This is a genomic window from Actinoplanes sp. NPDC051851, assembly GCF_040681165.1.
Classification (GTDB): domain Bacteria; phylum Actinomycetota; class Actinomycetes; order Mycobacteriales; family Micromonosporaceae; genus Actinoplanes.
In genome coordinates, this window is the sequence record NZ_JBFAYF010000114.1 from 1 (window position 1) to 15,753 (window position 15,753).

Genomic DNA, 15,753 nt, shown 5'->3' on the forward strand with positions numbered 1-15,753 from the left:
ACCGGTGAGCCCGTCACCGTCCAACCCGGCGAACAGCCCTTCTAACCAGCACAACTCGAAAGATCAGCCGTTACACCACTTCCGGGGACTTGACCCGGTATTATATCACCGGCCGAGTCGGAGTTCACCAACCCAGGAAGCTGCGGGTCAGCGCGGCAATCTGTTCAACCTTGTCGATGCCCTTCTGTCGGGTCGCGTGGCCGTGGGACAGGACCGAGAGCTCGACGTCGGTCTTCTCGCCGCTGATCCGGCCGGTGCTGTTGACGATCCAGTGGCCGTCCTCCGACGTACGCGCGAGCCAGCCGTTCTTCAGCGCCGTCTGCTCGCCGTCGAAGGAGGCGGCGCTGACGCCCCATGACTGGTCCGCGTTGACCTGGGACATCAGCTGGAGGATCAGCGTCCTGGAGTCCTCGGTCAGCGGTCCGCCGGCCGTCGTCAGCGCGGACATCATCCGCACCTGGTCGTTCGCCGTGGTGGTGCTCAGGCCGAACTGCGCGTTCGGGGCGGTGTAGTCGAGGCCGAGCCGGTGCAGCGCGGACCGCAGGCCGTCGGCGCCACCGATCGCGGCGTACACCCGCACCGCGGCGTCGTTGTCGCTGGCCACGATCATCTTCCGGGCGCGGTCCCGCTCCGCGGTGGTCAGCGAGCGGTCCGCTCCCTGCGCCGTGAGCAGCAGCGCGGCCAGCAGTTCGACCTTCACCACGCTGGCCGTCGCGAAGCCCCGGTCGCCGTGGTAGTCGTACCGGTTCCCGGTCCTGCGGTCGACGAGGGAGACCGCGAAGTCGGTGCCCTCCACCGCGGCGATCTTGTCGAGGGTGCCGGTCAGCCGGGCCACGCGCTCGCGCCAGGTGCCGACGGCGAGTTTCCGGTCGACCAGGTCGCCCTTCTGCGGGCCCGGGAAGACCTCGCCGGGAGCCGTCGTGGCCGGGTCCTCGAGCGTCGCCAGGTCGCCCTTGTCCATGTGGCCGACGTTCGCCGGCCGCGGCAGCATCGCCACCTTCCGGCCGTCGAGCGCGGCCGAGAGGAACTTCTTGAAGATCGCGTATGGCATCCCGTCGCCGTTGATCACCTTCCCGCCGCTGGTACGGATCGGCCCGGGCTTGTCCCGCCCGATCCAGACGGCCACGGCGAGGCCGGACGCCCAGCCCGCGGTCCACGCGTCGGACGAGTCGGTCGTGGTGCCGTACTGCTGCGACCCGGTCTTCGCGGCGGCCGTGACGCCCGGAACCCTGCCGTCCTTCGCGACGACCTGCTGCAGGACCGCGCCGACGTCCGCGGCCACCCCGGCGGCGAGCACCCGGGTCCCCGTGCCGGCGTACTCGTGCAGGACCCGGCCCCCGGCACCGGTCACCGACTCCACGAAGTGCCGGGGTGTCCGGACGCCGCCGTCGGCCAGCGTGGCGTAGACGCTCGCCAGGTCGGCGGGGGTCACCGGGTACCGGCCGATGGCGATGTCGGCGCGCGTCTCGCCGGGGGACGGCTCGCCCTCGACGTCGACCAGGGTGGTCTGGTCGCCGTACTTCTCCGGGACGCCCAGCCGGACGGCGAGGTCACGGATCAGCCGGGGGCCGATCTGCTCGGCCAGCGCGTAGAAGGGCGTGTTCAGCGAGTACACCATCGCGGTGTCCAGCGGGCAGATCGGGCACTGCAGGTTGTCCAGGTTGTAGAGCGGCGCGCCACCGCGGTCCTCGAACAGCCGCGGCGAGGTCCCGTTGTAGTACGAGCGGTAGCTGATGCCGTGCTCCTCGGCGGCCGCCAGGGCCAGCGGTTTGAAGGTCGACGCGGCGGGCCGGGCGGCCTGCGCGTCGTCGTAGAACCCGCGGCCACGGTCACCGCCGTAGTAGGCGCGCACCCCGCCGTCCGCCGGATCGATCGCCACCAGCGCCGGGCGCAGTTCGGCGGGCTGGTCCTTCAGCGCCTCGTCGATGCCGGTGGTGGCCGCCCGCTGCGCGGTCGCGTCGAGCGTCGTCGTGATGCTCAGCCCGCCGGTACGGACCTGCTGACGGCTGATCCCGGCCGCCGCGAGTTCATCCTCCACCCGGTCGGTGATCAGCCCGGACGGACCGCCGATGGTGGCCGCGGTGACCGACTCGCCGGCCACCGTGGGGTAGGGCGTCGTGTCGGCGGCCCCCTCCGGCAGCCAGCCGGCCTCGCTCATCGCCCGGATGATCCACTTCCACCGGTTCAGCGTCCACTCCGGGTCGACCGCCGGGTCACCGCGCGTCGGGTCCTTGACCATGGCGGCCAGCACCGCGCCCTGGTACGCGGTCAGGCGGCTCACCGCCGTACCGAAGAAGGCCTGTGAAGCTGCCTCGACGCCGTAGGCGCCGCGTCCGAAGTAGATCGTGTTGAGGTACCGCTCGAGGATCTCGTCCTTGCCGAACCGGTGCTCGACCTTCAGCGCGAGCGCCGCCTCCTTGGCCTTGCGGCTGACCGTCCGTTCCTGGGTCAGGTACGCGTTGCGCACGTACTGCTGGGTGATCGTGGACGCGCCCTCGCCGCTGCCACTCACCACGTTCGACCACACCGCCCGCAGGAGCCCGCGCACCGAGACCCCGGCGTGGTCGTAGAAGCCACGGTCCTCAGCGGCGAGGAACGCCCGCTGGACGCCCTCCGGCACCTGGGCGAGGGTGATGTCGGTCCGGTCGGTGGTCCCGATCCTGGCGAGCACGGTGTGCCCGTCGCGGTAGTAGAGCACCGAGGCCTGCGGCGGGTCCGGATCCGGCGGCAGGTCCAGGGCGGCGACGTAGCCCGCGGCCGCCACCACCAGCGCGACCTGCACCGCGATCAGCGCCGCCAGCGCCCGGCGGCACCATCGCGGCCACCGCCGGACCCAGGCGACGATCCCGCGAAGCACACTCGCCGGCTCTCGCCGACGATGCCGGCCGTCCCTGCCGTCCGGAGCCCCTGGCATGGTGCCTCCCTCTCCCCGATGCCCCATCGCATCGACACGCGCCTGCTTCCAGCACGCGGAGAGGGGTTGTTCTCCTTACCTGAGTGGCATTGATCACGAAAGCCGGGCTCGGGCGACATTCACACCTGCACCGCGCTCGCCCCGACCCTGGCGGGGACCCCATCGCGGAAGCCCTCAAGATCGGATAACGAGCCGAGCCCGGAAGGCCCGCCGGCCGGTCCGGCGGCCAGCCGAGTGACGACGACGGTTCGACGTTCCCCGACCCGCTGGAGAGGGAGGAGTAGCGGCCCGCGCCTACTTGGTGTGCGGCTCGACGCCGAAGGCGACGTCGAGGCGGTACTTGGTGCCGATGTAGCGGGATTCGCTCAGCTCCAGCGGGCGGCCCTCGTCGTCCAGGATCAGGCGCTCCTCGACCAGCAGGGCGGTGCCGACCGGGACGCCCAGCTCCTTGGAGTCCTCCTCGTTCGCCGAGTCGGCGGTGATCGTCGAGGTGCCGCGGGTCGGGATCCGGCCGAGCGCGACCAGGGCCTCGTGCACCGACCCGGAGAGGTCGAAGTCGAGCAGCGCGTTGAGGACGCCGGGGTAGCACGCGTGCTCGAAGGCGAACGGGTCGCCGTCCGCCTGGCGTACGCGATAGATCGCCACGACCTCGCCGGCCCGCTGCCGCAAGCGGGTCGCCTCGATCACGGTCGCCGGGCGGAGCTCGGCGCTGACCACCCGGGACGACGGGATCTTGCCCTGCTTGCGGATCTCCTCGCTGAGCCGGATCAGGTTGTCGGCGCGACGGGGACCGGTCGGCACCGCGACGAACGTGCCGCGGCCCGGCGCCCGGTAGGCCAGACCGTCGTTGACCAACTGCGTCACCGCGGCGCGGGCGGTCATCCGGCTCACCGAGAACTCGCGGGCCAGCTCCGGCTCGGAGGGCAGCGGGTCGTGTGGCCGTGCCGCCGCGATCCGCGCTCGGAGCTCCTGCTCGATACGGAAGTAGCGCGGCGCGAAGTCGGGTCCGGCGGACATGACGCACACCATACCGATAGCGCCAAGCCGAAGACGGCCAACCTGTCTAGACAAGTGGCTGTCTAGACAGCTACCGTTCGATGTCATGGATTTCACCGTCCGGCAGATCGCCCGCATGATCGATCACTCCATCCTCCGGCCCGAGTTCACCAACGACGACGTCCGGGCGGGCTGCGCGGTGGCCGCCCAGTACCAGGTCGCCTCGGTCTGCGTCCGCCCCTGCGACGTACCGCTCGCCGCCGAGCTGCTGCGCGACACCGGCGTCCTGGTCGGCACCGTCGTCGGCTTCCCGCACGGCAGCACCACCACCACGGTCAAGGTCACCGAGACCGAGCAGGCCATCCGCCGCGGCGCCACCGAGATCGACATGGTGCTCAACGTCGGCTGGCTGCGCTCCGGCGACATCGCCTCGGTCGAGGCCGAGATCGTCGAGGTGGTCCGCGCCGCGGGCGCCGTACCCGTCAAGGTCATCCTCGAGACGGCCTACCTCACCGACGAGGAGAAGCTCGCCGCGTGCTGGGCCTCCGAGCGTGCCGGTGCCGCGTTCGTGAAGACCTCGACCGGTTTCGCACCGACCGGCGCGACCATCGACGACCTGGCGCTGATGCGCTCGGCCGTCTCCCCGAAGGTGCAGGTCAAAGCCTCCGGCGGGATCCGCTCGCTGGACACCATCCTCGCCATGGCCGCGGTGGGTGTCACCCGATTCGGTTCCTCGGCCACGGCCGAGATTCTCGAAGACCTCGCCCGGCGTCAGGTAACGGTCCCGGCCGGCCGGGCCTGATTCGGCCCGGTCGCCATTCGCTCGGCGGCGCGTACCCACAAGGCACGTGCCGAGCGACGCGGCCCGCCCCACCCGCACTCACGACGTGCGGCTCGGGCGGGCCGCGCCTTTTCCACAATCCTTCAAGCCCTCTTCCCGTACGCGGAAAGTTGTCGGACCCTCGTGCTTTGATCCCGTCGTCAACGATCGATGGAGCGGGGAGAGAACGATGGGCGCATCCGGCTGGGACTACTACGTCACCTATCAGCCCGATTTCGGGGCGGCGTTCGCGGATCTGCAGCGCCGTGTCTTCGCCGAGGGCGACTACTACTGGGCCGACGGCAGGGAGTACGGCAAGTCCGCCGCCGCATTCCCCGACCGGCCGACCAGCCTGGACGATCTCTGGGGGTCGGAGACCGTCCAGGAGACGGGCACGCACTCCATCCTGGACATGTCCCGGGTCATCGCGCCGGGCGAGAAACCGGAGTTCGGCACCGTGGAGCCGCTCAGCGACGCCGAGGCCGTGGCGCACGCCGGGGTGGCGAAGCTGACCCGGGCACACGTCGCGGGGCTCGACGGCCTGGTCGCCGAACGCTGGCTCGGCCGGTGCGCGGTGCTGCACGACGAGGCCGGCGAGCCCTCCGAGCTCTACTTCTGGGGCATCTCCGGCGACTGACGCCCGGAGCCGGACCGGCCCCGGGCGTCATCGGTGAACGGGATCAGGCGACGCGACGGCGCTTACGGGTGAAGGAGAACCCGATCAGCCCGGTGACCGCGGCGATCACGCCACCGCCGACGGTCCACGCCCAGCGGGACGTGAGGTCGGGCAGCCAGTCCCAGCTGACGTCGAAGAAGCCGTCCTCGTCCGCGCCGGTCTCCGATTCGATGGCGGTGCTGGTCACCTCCGGCGTCGGCGTGGTCAGGACCGTGCCGGGCTTGTTGTTCGGCACCAGAGGAGCCGCCAGCTCGCCCTGGTCACCGTCGACGTCCCCGGCCGGGGTGGCCAGGGTCAGGTCCACCTTCAGCGGCAGGCCGAGATCGTTCTCGGGCAGCTCGGTGCTGGAGAGCCGGACGTAGTAGGTGCCCGGCAGCGGGTCGCCGTCCCACGGCTCGGCCCAGGAGCGGACCTGCCGGAGCCGGCAACCGAGCTCGACCGTGGACGCGTCCTTCGCCGCGACCGGGCTCTGCTCGCCCGCCACGCACGCCTGGCGGCGCCGCAGACCGTCGAAGACCTCGATGATCCAGGACTCGTCCCCGGTACGCCCCTCGGTCGGCAGCGTGACCGTCGCGGTGACGTCCGGCCGCTGGCCCGCCGAGGCGGTGAACGACCAGTAGAGGTAGTCACCGGTGACCGCGCCGACCTGCACCGGCGAGCCGGCGTTGATGGTGACGGCGGTCAGGAAGGAGGTGCCCGCGCTGCTCACCGCGGGGGCGGGCGACGGGGTGGCCGCGATGCAGAGGAGCGCGGCGCCGATCGCTCCGGCGGTGGCCGCGAGATGCCTGATACGCATCAGTTCTCCCTCCAGGTGGCGACCCAGTAGCGGGTGATCCAGCCGGCCAGGACACCGGCGACCAGCCCGGCGATCGCCAGGACGAACAGGAACAGGAAGCCGCGGCCCAGACCGGGCGCGTCCGGCGCCTGCGACGCGTCCACCAGGTCGACGCTGAGCTCGACCGGCATACCGGGCGCGCTCGCCGCCGTGGCGTCGGAGGCGAACGAGTTGCTGACGATCAGGCAGACCTCGGTGGAGGTCTCCTCGGCGTCGGCCTCGACCTGGTCGGCGTCGACCGTGGTCCCGGTGGAGTCCGTGTCGTCGGAGTCCGCGTCGTCCGCCGCGTCCTCGGCCGCCTCCGCCGACGCCTCGGCATCGGCCTTCTGTTCGTCGGCCGACCAGCGCAGGCCCGCCGAGATCACGTCGGCCCGGCCGCTGCCCGCGTCGACCCCGCGGACCAGCTCCCGGCCGCTGGCCGTCGCCGCTTTCAGGAGTACGCCGTAGTCCCGGTTCAGCTCCCGGTCCAGCGAGATGCTGACCGAGGCCCGCAGCTCCTGCCCCGGCTCGACGGAGACCCGGTAGTACCGGTGCTCCCCGATCTTCTCCCGGTCGGTGTAGACGCCGGCCGCCAGCAACGGTGCGTTCGTGCAGTCCTCGGTGCCGGTGACGGTGGCCGGCTGGACCGGCGGCGGGGTCGCGGCCCGGTCGACCAGCTGCTGGACCCGGTCGGTCAGCTCCTCCTCGCTGGTCGCCGCGGCGTACGTGCCGCCGGTCGCGGTGGAGATGCAGACCAGCTGCTTGCGGGTCTTCTCGTCCGGGGTCAGGCCGAGCGTGTCGATCACCAGGTGGGTGCCCTGCGCGGCCAGGTCACGGGCCACGTCGCAGGGGTCCGGCGGGGTGCAGGTGTCCTCGCCGTCGGTGATCAGCACGATGCGCCGGGCCGATCCGGCGTCGCCCAGGTCGGCGGCGGCCTCCTTGATCGCCAGCCCGATCGGGGTGAACCCGGTCGGCTTCAGCGTGGCGATCGCGTTCTTGGCCTGGACCGCGTTGACCGGCCCCACCTGCACGATCTGCTGGGTGTCCTGGCACCCCGTCTTCTTGTTCTTGCCACCGTACGTCGCGCCGAGCACCCGGATGCCCAGCTCGGTGGTCTCCGGCAACCCGTCGACCACGGTGTTGAAGGCCCGTTTGGCGACGGCCATCCGGGTCTCCCCGTCGATGTCGTCGGCCGCCATCGAGCCGCTGACGTCCAGGACAAGTTCTACTCGCGGCGGATCGGTCTCGACCGGCTCGGTCTCATCGGCGAACGCCGGAACGGCGCCCAACACGGAGACTGCGCCGATCAATCCAGTCGCCACCACTATGGACAGACTTTTGTGGATCACGCGCCAAGATCATAAGGGACCGCCATATCGATGCGTCGGCTGGCCATGGACCGCCCGGACGGCACCCGCGACCGGTCGGCTGGCGATCCGGGGTGTCTCGGGCTGGTGGGCTGGCGATCCGGGGTGTCTCGGGCGCCCCGAGAGACCCCTGACCACCAGCCGCGAAGATCATCCCTCGCGGTTGATCATAAAAGTCGATCAAACCCGGCCGGCCAGGGCCCGCCCCGACCGGGGGAAACCCCCATCCCTCACGGAACAGTGGCACAAAGCAGCGATCGCCGGCCTGGTCCCGGCGCTGCGCGCGGCCCGGATGCCGCCCACCGAAGCGCTGCGATCGGTCTGATATGAGCCACCTGAGATCTAACGCATTGATGTTTGTGAATGGAATGCTCTCCTCGGCGCCCCACCGGGCGTATCCCATCCCCCGGGAACCGAGGAGAACCGAAGATGCGCAGATGGAGAACCCTTCTGGCAGCCACCGCCGCCGTGATCGTCGGCCTGGTGACCGCGCCGGGCGTGGCGCAGGCCGACGACCTGAGCGCGACCGTGGTCGGCGGCGAGCTGGCCACGCAGGGCGAGTTCCCGTTCATGGTCCGGCTCTCGATGGGCTGCGGCGGCGCGCTCTACAGCCAGAACCTGATCCTCACCGCGGCGCACTGTGTCGACGGCACCGGGACCGACACGTCGATCACCGCCACGCTCGGCGTCGTCGACCTCCGCTCGTCCAGCGCGATCACCCGTACGTCGAACTACGTTCTCCGGGCGCCCGGCTACAACGGCAACGGCGACGACTGGGCGCTGATCCGGCTCTCCAGCCCGGTGACCACGCTCGACACCCTGCCGATCGCCACCACCACGGCGTACGACTCGGGCACCTTCACCGTCTCCGGCTGGGGCGCCACCCGGGAGAACGGGCTGCAGCAGCGCTACCTGCGCAAGGCGACCGTCCCGTTCGTCGACGACACCACCTGCAACTCCAGCGCCATGTACGGCGGTGACGTGATCGCCGCCGAGGAGATCTGCGCCGGGTACGCGGCCGGCGGCGTGGACACCTGCCAGGGCGACTCGGGCGGCCCGATGTTCCGCGCCGACGCCAGCGGCGAGTGGATCCAGGTCGGCATCGTGAGCTGGGGCGACGGCTGTGCCCGGGCGAACAAGCCGGGCGTCTACACCCAGGTCAGCTACTTCGCCTCGGCGATCGCCACGGCCGCCGCGAGCATCGGCGGCTGATCCGGACCTCTCGGGGAGGGTGCTGACCCGGCCGGTCGATCCTCTCCCGGGACGTGGGGGCCGTGCACCCCGGTCACGCCGACCGGGGTGCACGTCTCGGCACCACCAGCGGCGCCCCGCCGCCCGGATGGTCCAGCACCTCGACGTCGTGCTGATAGACCTCGCTGAGCAGCGCGGCCGTGAAGACCTCGGCCGGTGGCCCGGCGGCCCGGACCTTCCCGGCGGCCAGCACGTAGGCCCGATCCGCATACGCCGCCGCCAGCCCGAGATCGTGGAGCACCACGACCACCGCGGCCCCGGCGGCGGCCCGATCCCGCGCCGCGCCCAGCACCAGCTCCTGGTGGCGCAGGTCGAGCGCTGCGGTCGGCTCGTCGAGCAACAGCTCCGGCGTACGCTGCGCCAGCACCCGGGCCAGCGCCACCCGCGCCTGCTCACCACCGGACAGCGCCGGGAACGGTCGATGGGCGAAACCGGTCGTGTCGGTCACCCGCATCGCCTCCGCCACCGCCTCGTCGTCCTCGGCGCTCTCCGGCTGTCCGGCCCACGGCGCCCGTCCCATCGCGATCACCTCACCGGCCGTGAACGGGAACGAGAGGCTCGCCTTCTGCGGCAGCACGGCCCGCCGGCGCGCCAACTCGATCGGCTTCCACTCCGCGAGCGGTCGCCCGTCCAAGCCGATATTTCCAGCGATCAGCGGCAAATCCCCGGCTAGCGCAGCGAGCAGAGTGGACTTTCCGGCACCGTTCGGGCCGACGAGCGCCACCACCTCCCCCGGATCCACGTGGAACGAGACGCCGTCCACCACCGGTCGGCCGCCAAGCCGGACCACGACCTCGGAAGCCCTCATCCCCAACCCCCGGCACGAGCACGGGTCCGCCGCAGCAGCCAGAAGAACGCCGGGCCGCCGACCACCGCGGTCAGCACCCCGAGCGGCAGCTCCTGGTAATCAATAGCGGTCCGCGCGATCAGATCGCCGACCACCACGACCACCGCGCCACCGAGCGCGCTCGCCGGGATCAGCACCCGGTGCCCCGGCCCGGCGACCATCCGGATCAGGTGCGGCACCACCAGGCCGACGAAGCTGATGATCCCGGTGAACGCCACCGCCGAGGCCGTGAGCAGCGCGGTCGCCACGATCGCGACGATCCGCAGCCGTTCGGTGTCGACGCCGAGGTGCCGGGCCGGTCCTTCGCCGAGGGCCAGCAGGTCCAGCTTGCGAGCGCTGATCATCGCCACGGTGAGACCGATCGCGGCGCCCGGCAGGGCCACCGCCACCGCGCCCCAGGTCGCCTGCGCGAGGCTGCCCAGCTGCCAGAACGCGATCGCGCGAACACCGTCGTCATCGGTCACGAACATCAGCAGCCCGAGCAGCGCGCCCGCCGTGGCGTTCACCGCGATGCCGGTCAGCACCAGGGTGACCACCTCGGTGCGGCCGTTCGCACGGCTCATCGCGTACACCAGAAGGGTCGTCACCATGCCGCCCAGGAAGGCGGCGGTCGCGGTGGTCCAGGTGCCGAGAACGGTCACGCCGCTGACGATCGAGGCCGCCGCGCCGACCGCCGCGCCCGCCGAGACCCCGACCACCCCCGGCTCGGCCAGCGGATTCCCGAAGACCCCCTGCATCAGCGCGCCGGCACACCCCAACGCGGCCCCGACCAGGATCGCCAGCGTCACCCTCGGGAACCGCACCAGCCAGAGGGCGTTCTCCCCCTGCACCGCCGACGGCAGCGGCCCGATGTTCAGTCCGAGCCGGTGCAGCAGCGATCCGGCCACCTCCGCCGGACTGATCGGTACCTGACCCTTTCCGGCCGCGACCAGGGCCACAACGATCAGGGAAACCCCCAGACCAAAGATCAACCCCGGTTTCCGGTACGCGGTCAACCGCACTCGTAGACCGCCTTCGCCAACGCCGCGACCGCCTTGCCCGTCCGGGCGCCGAAGTTCAGCAGGATGCCGTCGTCCATGTCCACGATCCGGCGGTTGATCCCGGCCGGCGTCTGCGCCACACCCGGGAGCTTGAGCAGCCCGTCCACGCCGCCGACCGAGTTGAGCCCCTCGGTCATCACCAGGATCACGTCCGGCGTCGCGTTGATCAGCCCCTCGCTGGTCAACGGACGGAACTTCTTCAGTCCGGCGGCGCTCCCGGCGTCCACCGCACCGATCGCCTCGATCATGGCGTCCGACCCGGCGCCCTCGCCGCCGATCAGGTAGACGCCGGCGGTTCCGCGTACGTAGAGGAAGGCGATCCGAAGCTCCCGGCTCGACTCCGGCCTGGTCTTCTTCGCCGCGTCGATCTCCGACTGCACCCGGGTGACCAGGCGCTCGCCGGCCTCGGTGACGCCGAGGGCGGCGGCGACCGCCCGGATGTGCTCGGGCACCGAGGCGAGGGTCTGCTCGTCGTCGACGATCACCACCGGGATGCCGGACTTACGCACCTGATCGAGAACGGTCGCCGGACCGATGCTGTCGTCGGCCAGCAGGATCGTCGGGTTGAGCTTGAGGATCGCCTCGGCCGACAGGTCGTGCCCCTGCGGCGTGACCAGGGGGAGCTTCGCGGCGCTCGGGAAGGTGGTCGAGGTGTCCCGGCCGATCACCCGATCGCCGAGACCGAGACTGAAGACGATCTCGCCGAGCGAGCCGTAGAGGTTGACCGCCAGGATCCGGTCGGCGCTCGTCACGGTGACGCTCTTCCCGTCCGCGCCCTTCACCGTGACCGGGAGCTTCGGGGTGGGCTTCGGGTCCAGCGCGGTGATGTCGTCATCGGTCAGCGTCGCGGTGGCGACGCCGCAGGAGTTGCTGCTCGCGTCCGTCTCCGGACCGATCTCGCTCACCGCGGTGCAGCCGGTCAGCAGGAGCAGACCGCTCACCGCCGCGACCGTCCGCTCCGTGATCGACTTCCGGGTGCCCGACTTCCGGGAGGTCATGCCACACCTCCCTTGCGACGGCGGATCCGGCCCACCACGCTCGCGGCGAGCAGACCGGTGAGGAACGCGCCGCCGATCGCCCACCAGTGCCCCAGTGGGGTGGCCTGACTGGTTCGGGTCAGCGCGGGCTCGGCGATGGTGACGACGGCCTCGGTGGTGGCCCCGGTGGGCGGCGCGGCGGTGGCGAGCTTCCCGGTGGGCGGCCCGACCGGTGTCTTCGCGCTCGACGACGGTGTCGCCCCGGTCGCCGTCGTACCCGGAACCGCAGTGGCATTCGCCGTTGCCGTCGCCGTCGTGCCACTCCCGCCGCTGCCGGATTCGGCGGCGGCGAACCTGATCGGAATCCGCACGTCCTGGGAGCGGTCGTCGGTCCGGGTGTGATCGTTCCGGGTCACGATCGCGCAACCCCGGACAGCGCAGTCGATGTCCCCGATCATCTGGCTGACCGTGATCCGTACGGTGAACGAGCCGTTCTTGCCGTACGGCGTCGCCAGACCCTCGCCATAGGACGGCGGGTTGGACGAGATCCAGACCGATGCGCCGGAACTGCCGGTCATGTCGGCACCGCCACCGCACGGCGAGGGCAGCACGCCCGCGCCGTTGTTCAGGCAGAACGCGACGTAGATGCCCTTGGTCTCGTCGTAGCCCCGGCCGGTCACGGTGACCGTCTCCCCGGCTCGATCCAGGCCTTTCGTCTTGGAGACGGTCAGCTTTCTGGCGGCCTGCGCGGGTGTGCCGGGCACCACCATCGCGAGCAGAGCCAGCGCAGCGACCAGCACTTTCACGCTGTTGCGCACGTTCCCCCACCGATTTCAGCCGAAGCGATCTTGAATTGATCACCCAGTTAGGTGAGGCTACCCTAACCGAACCCGCACTCGCGGGCACCGCCCTCATCGGAAGGAATCACATGGGCACATCTCACGGTCCGCGCCGGGCCGCCCTCTGGGCCGGCGCGATCGCCGTCGGTGCCGCCACCGCCCTCTTCGGACTCACGCCGGCCCAGGCCGCCTCGGTGACCGTCGCCGGCGGCAGCCTGGACTGGGGATTCAAGGCGTCCTTCCGGACGTACGTCTCCTACGGCAACGGCAACCCGCCGATCGCGGTCAGCGACGGAGCCACCAAGAACACCGACGGGACGTTCGACTTCCCGGCGACCGGCGGCACGTACGACGCCGCCGCCGGGACCGCGTCGGTGAACTACGGCGGCACCGTGGTGTTCTCGTACCCCGCCCACGGTTTCGAGATCACGCTGGCCAACCCGACCCTGATCGTCGACGGCGACGGACAGGGCTCGCTCAAGGCCGATGTGGACCTGGTCGCCACCGGCGCCGAGGAGCAGCACCTCGACCAGGCCGAGATCGCCACGGTCGCCACCACGGCGCCCACCGTCACCGACGGCGCGGTCACCTTCTCGGCCCTGGCCAGCACCCTCACCGCCGAGGGTGCCAGCGCGTTCGCCGGGTTCTACACCGCCGGCACCGCGCTCGACCCGGTCACCGCGACCGCGTCGACGTCGGCCACCACCACACCGGAGGAGCCGACCGACCCGGAGGACCCGGCCGACCCGGAGGAGCCCGCCACGGGTGACACCTCGGCCGCGCAGACCATCACCGCTGCCGTCGCGGGCGGGGCGCTCACCCTGACCTCGGCCGGCTCCGCCGTCTCGCTCTCCGCCGCCACCCCGGGGCAGACCGCGACCGGCAGCCTCAACGCGGTCACGGTCAGCGACCTGCGGGGCACCAACTCCGGCTGGGACCTGGTCGGTCAGGTCACCGACTTCACCGCGACCGGCGGGGGCAGCATCCCCGCGGCCAACCTCGGCTGGACGCCGAGCGCGGCGGTCGCCAGCACCGGCCTGGTCTCGGCCGGCGGTGTGAAGAACGTGGTCGCGGCCGGCGACACGGTGGCCCCGGGCACCGGCCTCGGCAGCAGCCGCACGCTGTGCACCGCCGACACCGGTAGCAGCCTCGGCAGCGCCACCTGCGGCGCGGCGCTGAGCCTCGGTATCCCCGAGTCCAGCGCGGCCGGTGAGTACAGCGCCGTACTCACCCTCACCCTCTCCTGATTCATCGGAGCGGGGAGCCGGCCGGGGATACCGCAACTATTCCCGGCCGGCCCATCCCCATCGTAAGGAGCACCATGGTCGTCCGAGGCGTGCTGGCCGCCGTTCTCGTGCTCACGTCGGTTTTCCCGGGAGTGCCGGCGCAGGCCGCACCCGCCGATCCCGGCGTGCGCTGGTCGGTGCAGCCGTCCAGCGCGAAGGGACCGGACGGGCGCGACTACATCATCCGGCGGGCCGCGCCCGGTGAGCGGATCACCGACTACGTCGGCATCACCAACCTCACCACCAAGGCACAGACCTTCACCGTGTACGGCACCGACGCCTACAACACGGAGGACGGTTCGTTCGCGCTGCTCCCGGCCGCGCAGAAGGCCACCGACATCGGCTCGTGGATCTCACTCGGCGCGAAGACCTTCACCGTCCCGGCCAACACCCGGCTGGACGTGCCGTTCGCGATCACGGTTCCGGCCGACGCCACCCCGGGTGACCACGCCGGCGGGGTGATCGCCTCGATCGCCGAGGAGGCGGTCGACGCCAACGGCCAGAAGGTGCTGGTCGACCGCCGGGTCGCCGCCCGCGTCTACCTCACCGTGTCCGGCGCCGTCGCGCCCACCTTGAAGATCGACACCGTCCGCCTCGAGTACGCGCAGTCCACCAACCCGTCCTCGGGCGGCGTGATGACGGTGAAGTACCTGGTCCACAACACCGGCAACCTGCGTCTCACCGGCACCGGCACGGTCCGCGTGACCGGCCCGTTCGGCTGGGAGCTGGCCCGTACCGACGCCATGGAACTCCCCGAGCTGCTGCCCGGCGGCTCGGTGACGGTGACCGAGAAGATCCTCGGCGTGCAGCCGACCGTCCGCCTCGACGCCGAGGTGAGCGTGGTGCCCGCCGGTTACGAGACGGCGATGCCCACCGTCTCCCGTACCACCGGCGTCTGGGCCTGGCCCTGGGCCCTGGTCGCCGTGCTCGCCGCAGCCCTTATCTACCTGGTCTTCCGGTTCGTCCGGCAACGTCGCTCGCGTCGTGCTGCGGTGGATTCCGAGGCACTTCCCGAGGCGCCCGCTCTGGACACCGACGCCCCACCCCACACATGATCGAGAATAAGCGCCAGGAAGGACGAGCCGCTATGACCGGATTCGCCGCCCGACTCCGCAAGGCCACCATGGTCGAGCACCGTGACGCCGAGACCCGCAGCTTCATCGCCCGCCTGATGGGGGGTGAGGTGTCCCGTGCCGGCTTCGCGGCCCTGACCTCCCAGTACCTCTTCGTCTATCGGGAGCTGGAGGCCGCCGCGATCGCCATGGCGGACAGCCCGGCCGCCGCGGTCTTCGCCGACCAGGCACTCACCCGGGTCCCCGCCCTGGAGGCCGACCTGGCCCACCTCTACGGCCCGGACTGGGAGTCCACAGTCACCCCGGTCGACGCCACCCGCCGGTACGCCGAGCGCCTCCGCGAGTTCTGCTACACCTCCCCGGCGCACTTCATCGCCCACCACTACGTGCGCTACCTGGGCGATCTGAGCGGCGGGCAGATGGTCGGCCGCAAGGTCTCCGGCATCTATCGGCTGGACGGCCCGGGTACGGCGTTCTACCACTTCGACCAGATCGTCGACCCGAAGGCGTACAAGACGGCGTACCGGGAGCGGCTGGACGCGCTGGAGCTCCCGGCCGACCAGCTGGACGTCCTGGTCGCCGAGGCCCAGCTGGCCTTCCAGCTGAACGCCGCGGTCTTCCAGGACCTCGGCTCGGCCTTCCCCGAGGACCTGGCCGCGGCCGCCGCCTGACGCATGCCCGCCGATCGGATGTCGTGGCCCTCCCGGGTGACCCGGAAGGGCCACGACGTAACGTCGGCGGATGATCCGTCGTTCTCCGAGCCGGGAGCCGGGAGCCGGGAGCCGGGAGCCGGGAGCCGGGAGCCGGGAGCCGGGAGCCGGGAGCCGGGAGCCGGGAGCCGGGAGCCGGGAGC

The 15,753-nt window shown here is 71.4% G+C and carries 14 protein-coding genes; 6 read left to right on the forward strand and 8 right to left on the reverse strand.

Going from position 1 to position 15,753, the window contains the following annotated elements; translation table 11 throughout:
* Window positions 1-124 precede the first annotated feature (124 nt).
* Window positions 125-2,914 carry a transglycosylase domain-containing protein gene (locus tag AB0M08_RS45865; RefSeq protein ID WP_364508203.1) on the reverse strand — a complete coding sequence of 930 codons (2,790 nt, stop codon included), beginning with the start codon at window positions 2,912-2,914 and terminating at the stop codon, window positions 125-127.
* A 294-nt stretch (window positions 2,915-3,208) separates the two neighbouring features.
* Window positions 3,209-3,931 (reverse strand): GntR family transcriptional regulator, encoded by a 723-nt coding sequence (locus AB0M08_RS45870; protein ID WP_364508206.1) that lies wholly within the window; start codon window positions 3,929-3,931, stop codon window positions 3,209-3,211.
* Window positions 3,932-4,016: 85 nt separating this feature from the next.
* Between AB0M08_RS45870 and deoC the strand changes: the two genes are divergently transcribed.
* Both deoC and AB0M08_RS45880 read left to right on the forward strand, forming a co-directional pair.
* Entirely contained in the window at window positions 4,017-4,712 is a 696-nt protein-coding gene (gene deoC / locus AB0M08_RS45875) for a deoxyribose-phosphate aldolase (RefSeq protein WP_364508209.1), read from the forward strand.
* Between the two features lie 208 nt (window positions 4,713-4,920).
* Window positions 4,921-5,367, forward strand: coding sequence for a hypothetical protein (locus AB0M08_RS45880; RefSeq protein ID WP_364508211.1), 447 nt, complete (start codon window positions 4,921-4,923; stop codon window positions 5,365-5,367).
* Window positions 5,368-5,410: 43 nt separating this feature from the next.
* Here the strand turns inward: AB0M08_RS45880 and AB0M08_RS45885 are convergent, their stop codons facing one another.
* The gene (locus AB0M08_RS45885; protein WP_364508213.1) at window positions 5,411-6,202 is read right to left on the reverse strand and encodes a peptidase; all 792 of its coding nucleotides are present in this window, start codon (window positions 6,200-6,202) and stop codon (window positions 5,411-5,413) included.
* Entirely contained in the window at window positions 6,202-7,512 is a 1,311-nt protein-coding gene (locus AB0M08_RS45890) for a VWA domain-containing protein (RefSeq protein ID WP_364508215.1), read from the reverse strand. The genes AB0M08_RS45885 and AB0M08_RS45890 overlap by 1 nt, the downstream gene beginning before the upstream one ends.
* A gap of 504 nt (window positions 7,513-8,016) precedes the next feature.
* On the opposite strand from AB0M08_RS45890, the gene AB0M08_RS45895 reads away from it, so the two are divergent.
* Window positions 8,017-8,799 carry a serine protease gene (locus AB0M08_RS45895; RefSeq protein WP_364508217.1) on the forward strand — a complete coding sequence of 261 codons (783 nt, stop codon included), beginning with the start codon at window positions 8,017-8,019 and terminating at the stop codon, window positions 8,797-8,799.
* A gap of 73 nt (window positions 8,800-8,872) precedes the next feature.
* Here the strand turns inward: AB0M08_RS45895 and AB0M08_RS45900 are convergent, their stop codons facing one another.
* From AB0M08_RS45900 to AB0M08_RS45915, 4 genes are read right to left on the reverse strand one after another with little or no spacing between them, the layout of a single operon-like run.
* Entirely contained in the window at window positions 8,873-9,646 is a 774-nt protein-coding gene (locus tag AB0M08_RS45900; RefSeq protein ID WP_364508219.1) for a heme ABC transporter ATP-binding protein, read from the reverse strand.
* Window positions 9,643-10,623 (reverse strand): iron ABC transporter permease, encoded by a 981-nt coding sequence (locus tag AB0M08_RS45905; RefSeq protein WP_364508221.1) that lies wholly within the window; start codon window positions 10,621-10,623, stop codon window positions 9,643-9,645. Before AB0M08_RS45905 ends, AB0M08_RS45900 begins: the two co-directional genes overlap by 4 nt.
* A gap of 53 nt (window positions 10,624-10,676) precedes the next feature.
* Window positions 10,677-11,723, reverse strand: a complete 1,047-nt coding sequence (locus tag AB0M08_RS45910) for an ABC transporter substrate-binding protein (RefSeq protein WP_364508224.1) — start codon at window positions 11,721-11,723, stop codon at window positions 10,677-10,679.
* Window positions 11,720-12,520: a hypothetical protein gene (locus tag AB0M08_RS45915; RefSeq protein WP_364508226.1), complete on the reverse strand. Its 801-nt coding sequence runs from the start codon at window positions 12,518-12,520 to the stop codon at window positions 11,720-11,722. Before AB0M08_RS45915 ends, AB0M08_RS45910 begins: the two co-directional genes overlap by 4 nt.
* A 110-nt stretch (window positions 12,521-12,630) precedes the next feature.
* Between AB0M08_RS45915 and AB0M08_RS45920 the strand changes: the two genes are divergently transcribed.
* The 3 genes from AB0M08_RS45920 (at window position 12,631) to AB0M08_RS45930 (ending at window position 15,571) form a co-directional block, all read left to right on the forward strand.
* Window positions 12,631-13,788, forward strand: coding sequence for an HtaA domain-containing protein (locus AB0M08_RS45920; protein WP_364508228.1), 1,158 nt, complete (start codon window positions 12,631-12,633; stop codon window positions 13,786-13,788).
* Between the two features lie 74 nt (window positions 13,789-13,862).
* Window positions 13,863-14,882, forward strand: a complete 1,020-nt coding sequence (locus tag AB0M08_RS45925; protein ID WP_364508231.1) for a DUF916 domain-containing protein — start codon at window positions 13,863-13,865, stop codon at window positions 14,880-14,882.
* A 32-nt stretch (window positions 14,883-14,914) separates the two neighbouring features.
* Window positions 14,915-15,571: a biliverdin-producing heme oxygenase gene (locus tag AB0M08_RS45930; protein WP_364508233.1), complete on the forward strand. Its 657-nt coding sequence runs from the start codon at window positions 14,915-14,917 to the stop codon at window positions 15,569-15,571.
* Window positions 15,572-15,753 lie beyond the last annotated feature (182 nt).

Coding starts and splice junctions, on each gene's coding strand:
- AB0M08_RS45920 (WP_364508228.1), top strand. CDS start 12,631: ATGGGCACATCTCACGGTCCGCGCCGGGCCGCCCTCTGGGCCGGCGCG.
- AB0M08_RS45895 (WP_364508217.1), top strand. CDS start 8,017: ATGCGCAGATGGAGAACCCTTCTGGCAGCCACCGCCGCCGTGATCGTC.
- AB0M08_RS45880 (WP_364508211.1), top strand. CDS start 4,921: ATGGGCGCATCCGGCTGGGACTACTACGTCACCTATCAGCCCGATTTC.
- deoC (WP_364508209.1), top strand. CDS start 4,017: ATGGATTTCACCGTCCGGCAGATCGCCCGCATGATCGATCACTCCATC.
- AB0M08_RS45925 (WP_364508231.1), top strand. CDS start 13,863: ATGGTCGTCCGAGGCGTGCTGGCCGCCGTTCTCGTGCTCACGTCGGTT.
- AB0M08_RS45930 (WP_364508233.1), top strand. CDS start 14,915: ATGACCGGATTCGCCGCCCGACTCCGCAAGGCCACCATGGTCGAGCAC.
- AB0M08_RS45900 (WP_364508219.1), bottom strand. CDS start 9,646: ATGAGGGCTTCCGAGGTCGTGGTCCGGCTTGGCGGCCGACCGGTGGTG.
- AB0M08_RS45865 (WP_364508203.1), bottom strand. CDS start 2,914: ATGCCAGGGGCTCCGGACGGCAGGGACGGCCGGCATCGTCGGCGAGAG.
- AB0M08_RS45885 (WP_364508213.1), bottom strand. CDS start 6,202: ATGCGTATCAGGCATCTCGCGGCCACCGCCGGAGCGATCGGCGCCGCG.
- AB0M08_RS45870 (WP_364508206.1), bottom strand. CDS start 3,931: ATGTCCGCCGGACCCGACTTCGCGCCGCGCTACTTCCGTATCGAGCAG.
- AB0M08_RS45910 (WP_364508224.1), bottom strand. CDS start 11,723: ATGACCTCCCGGAAGTCGGGCACCCGGAAGTCGATCACGGAGCGGACG.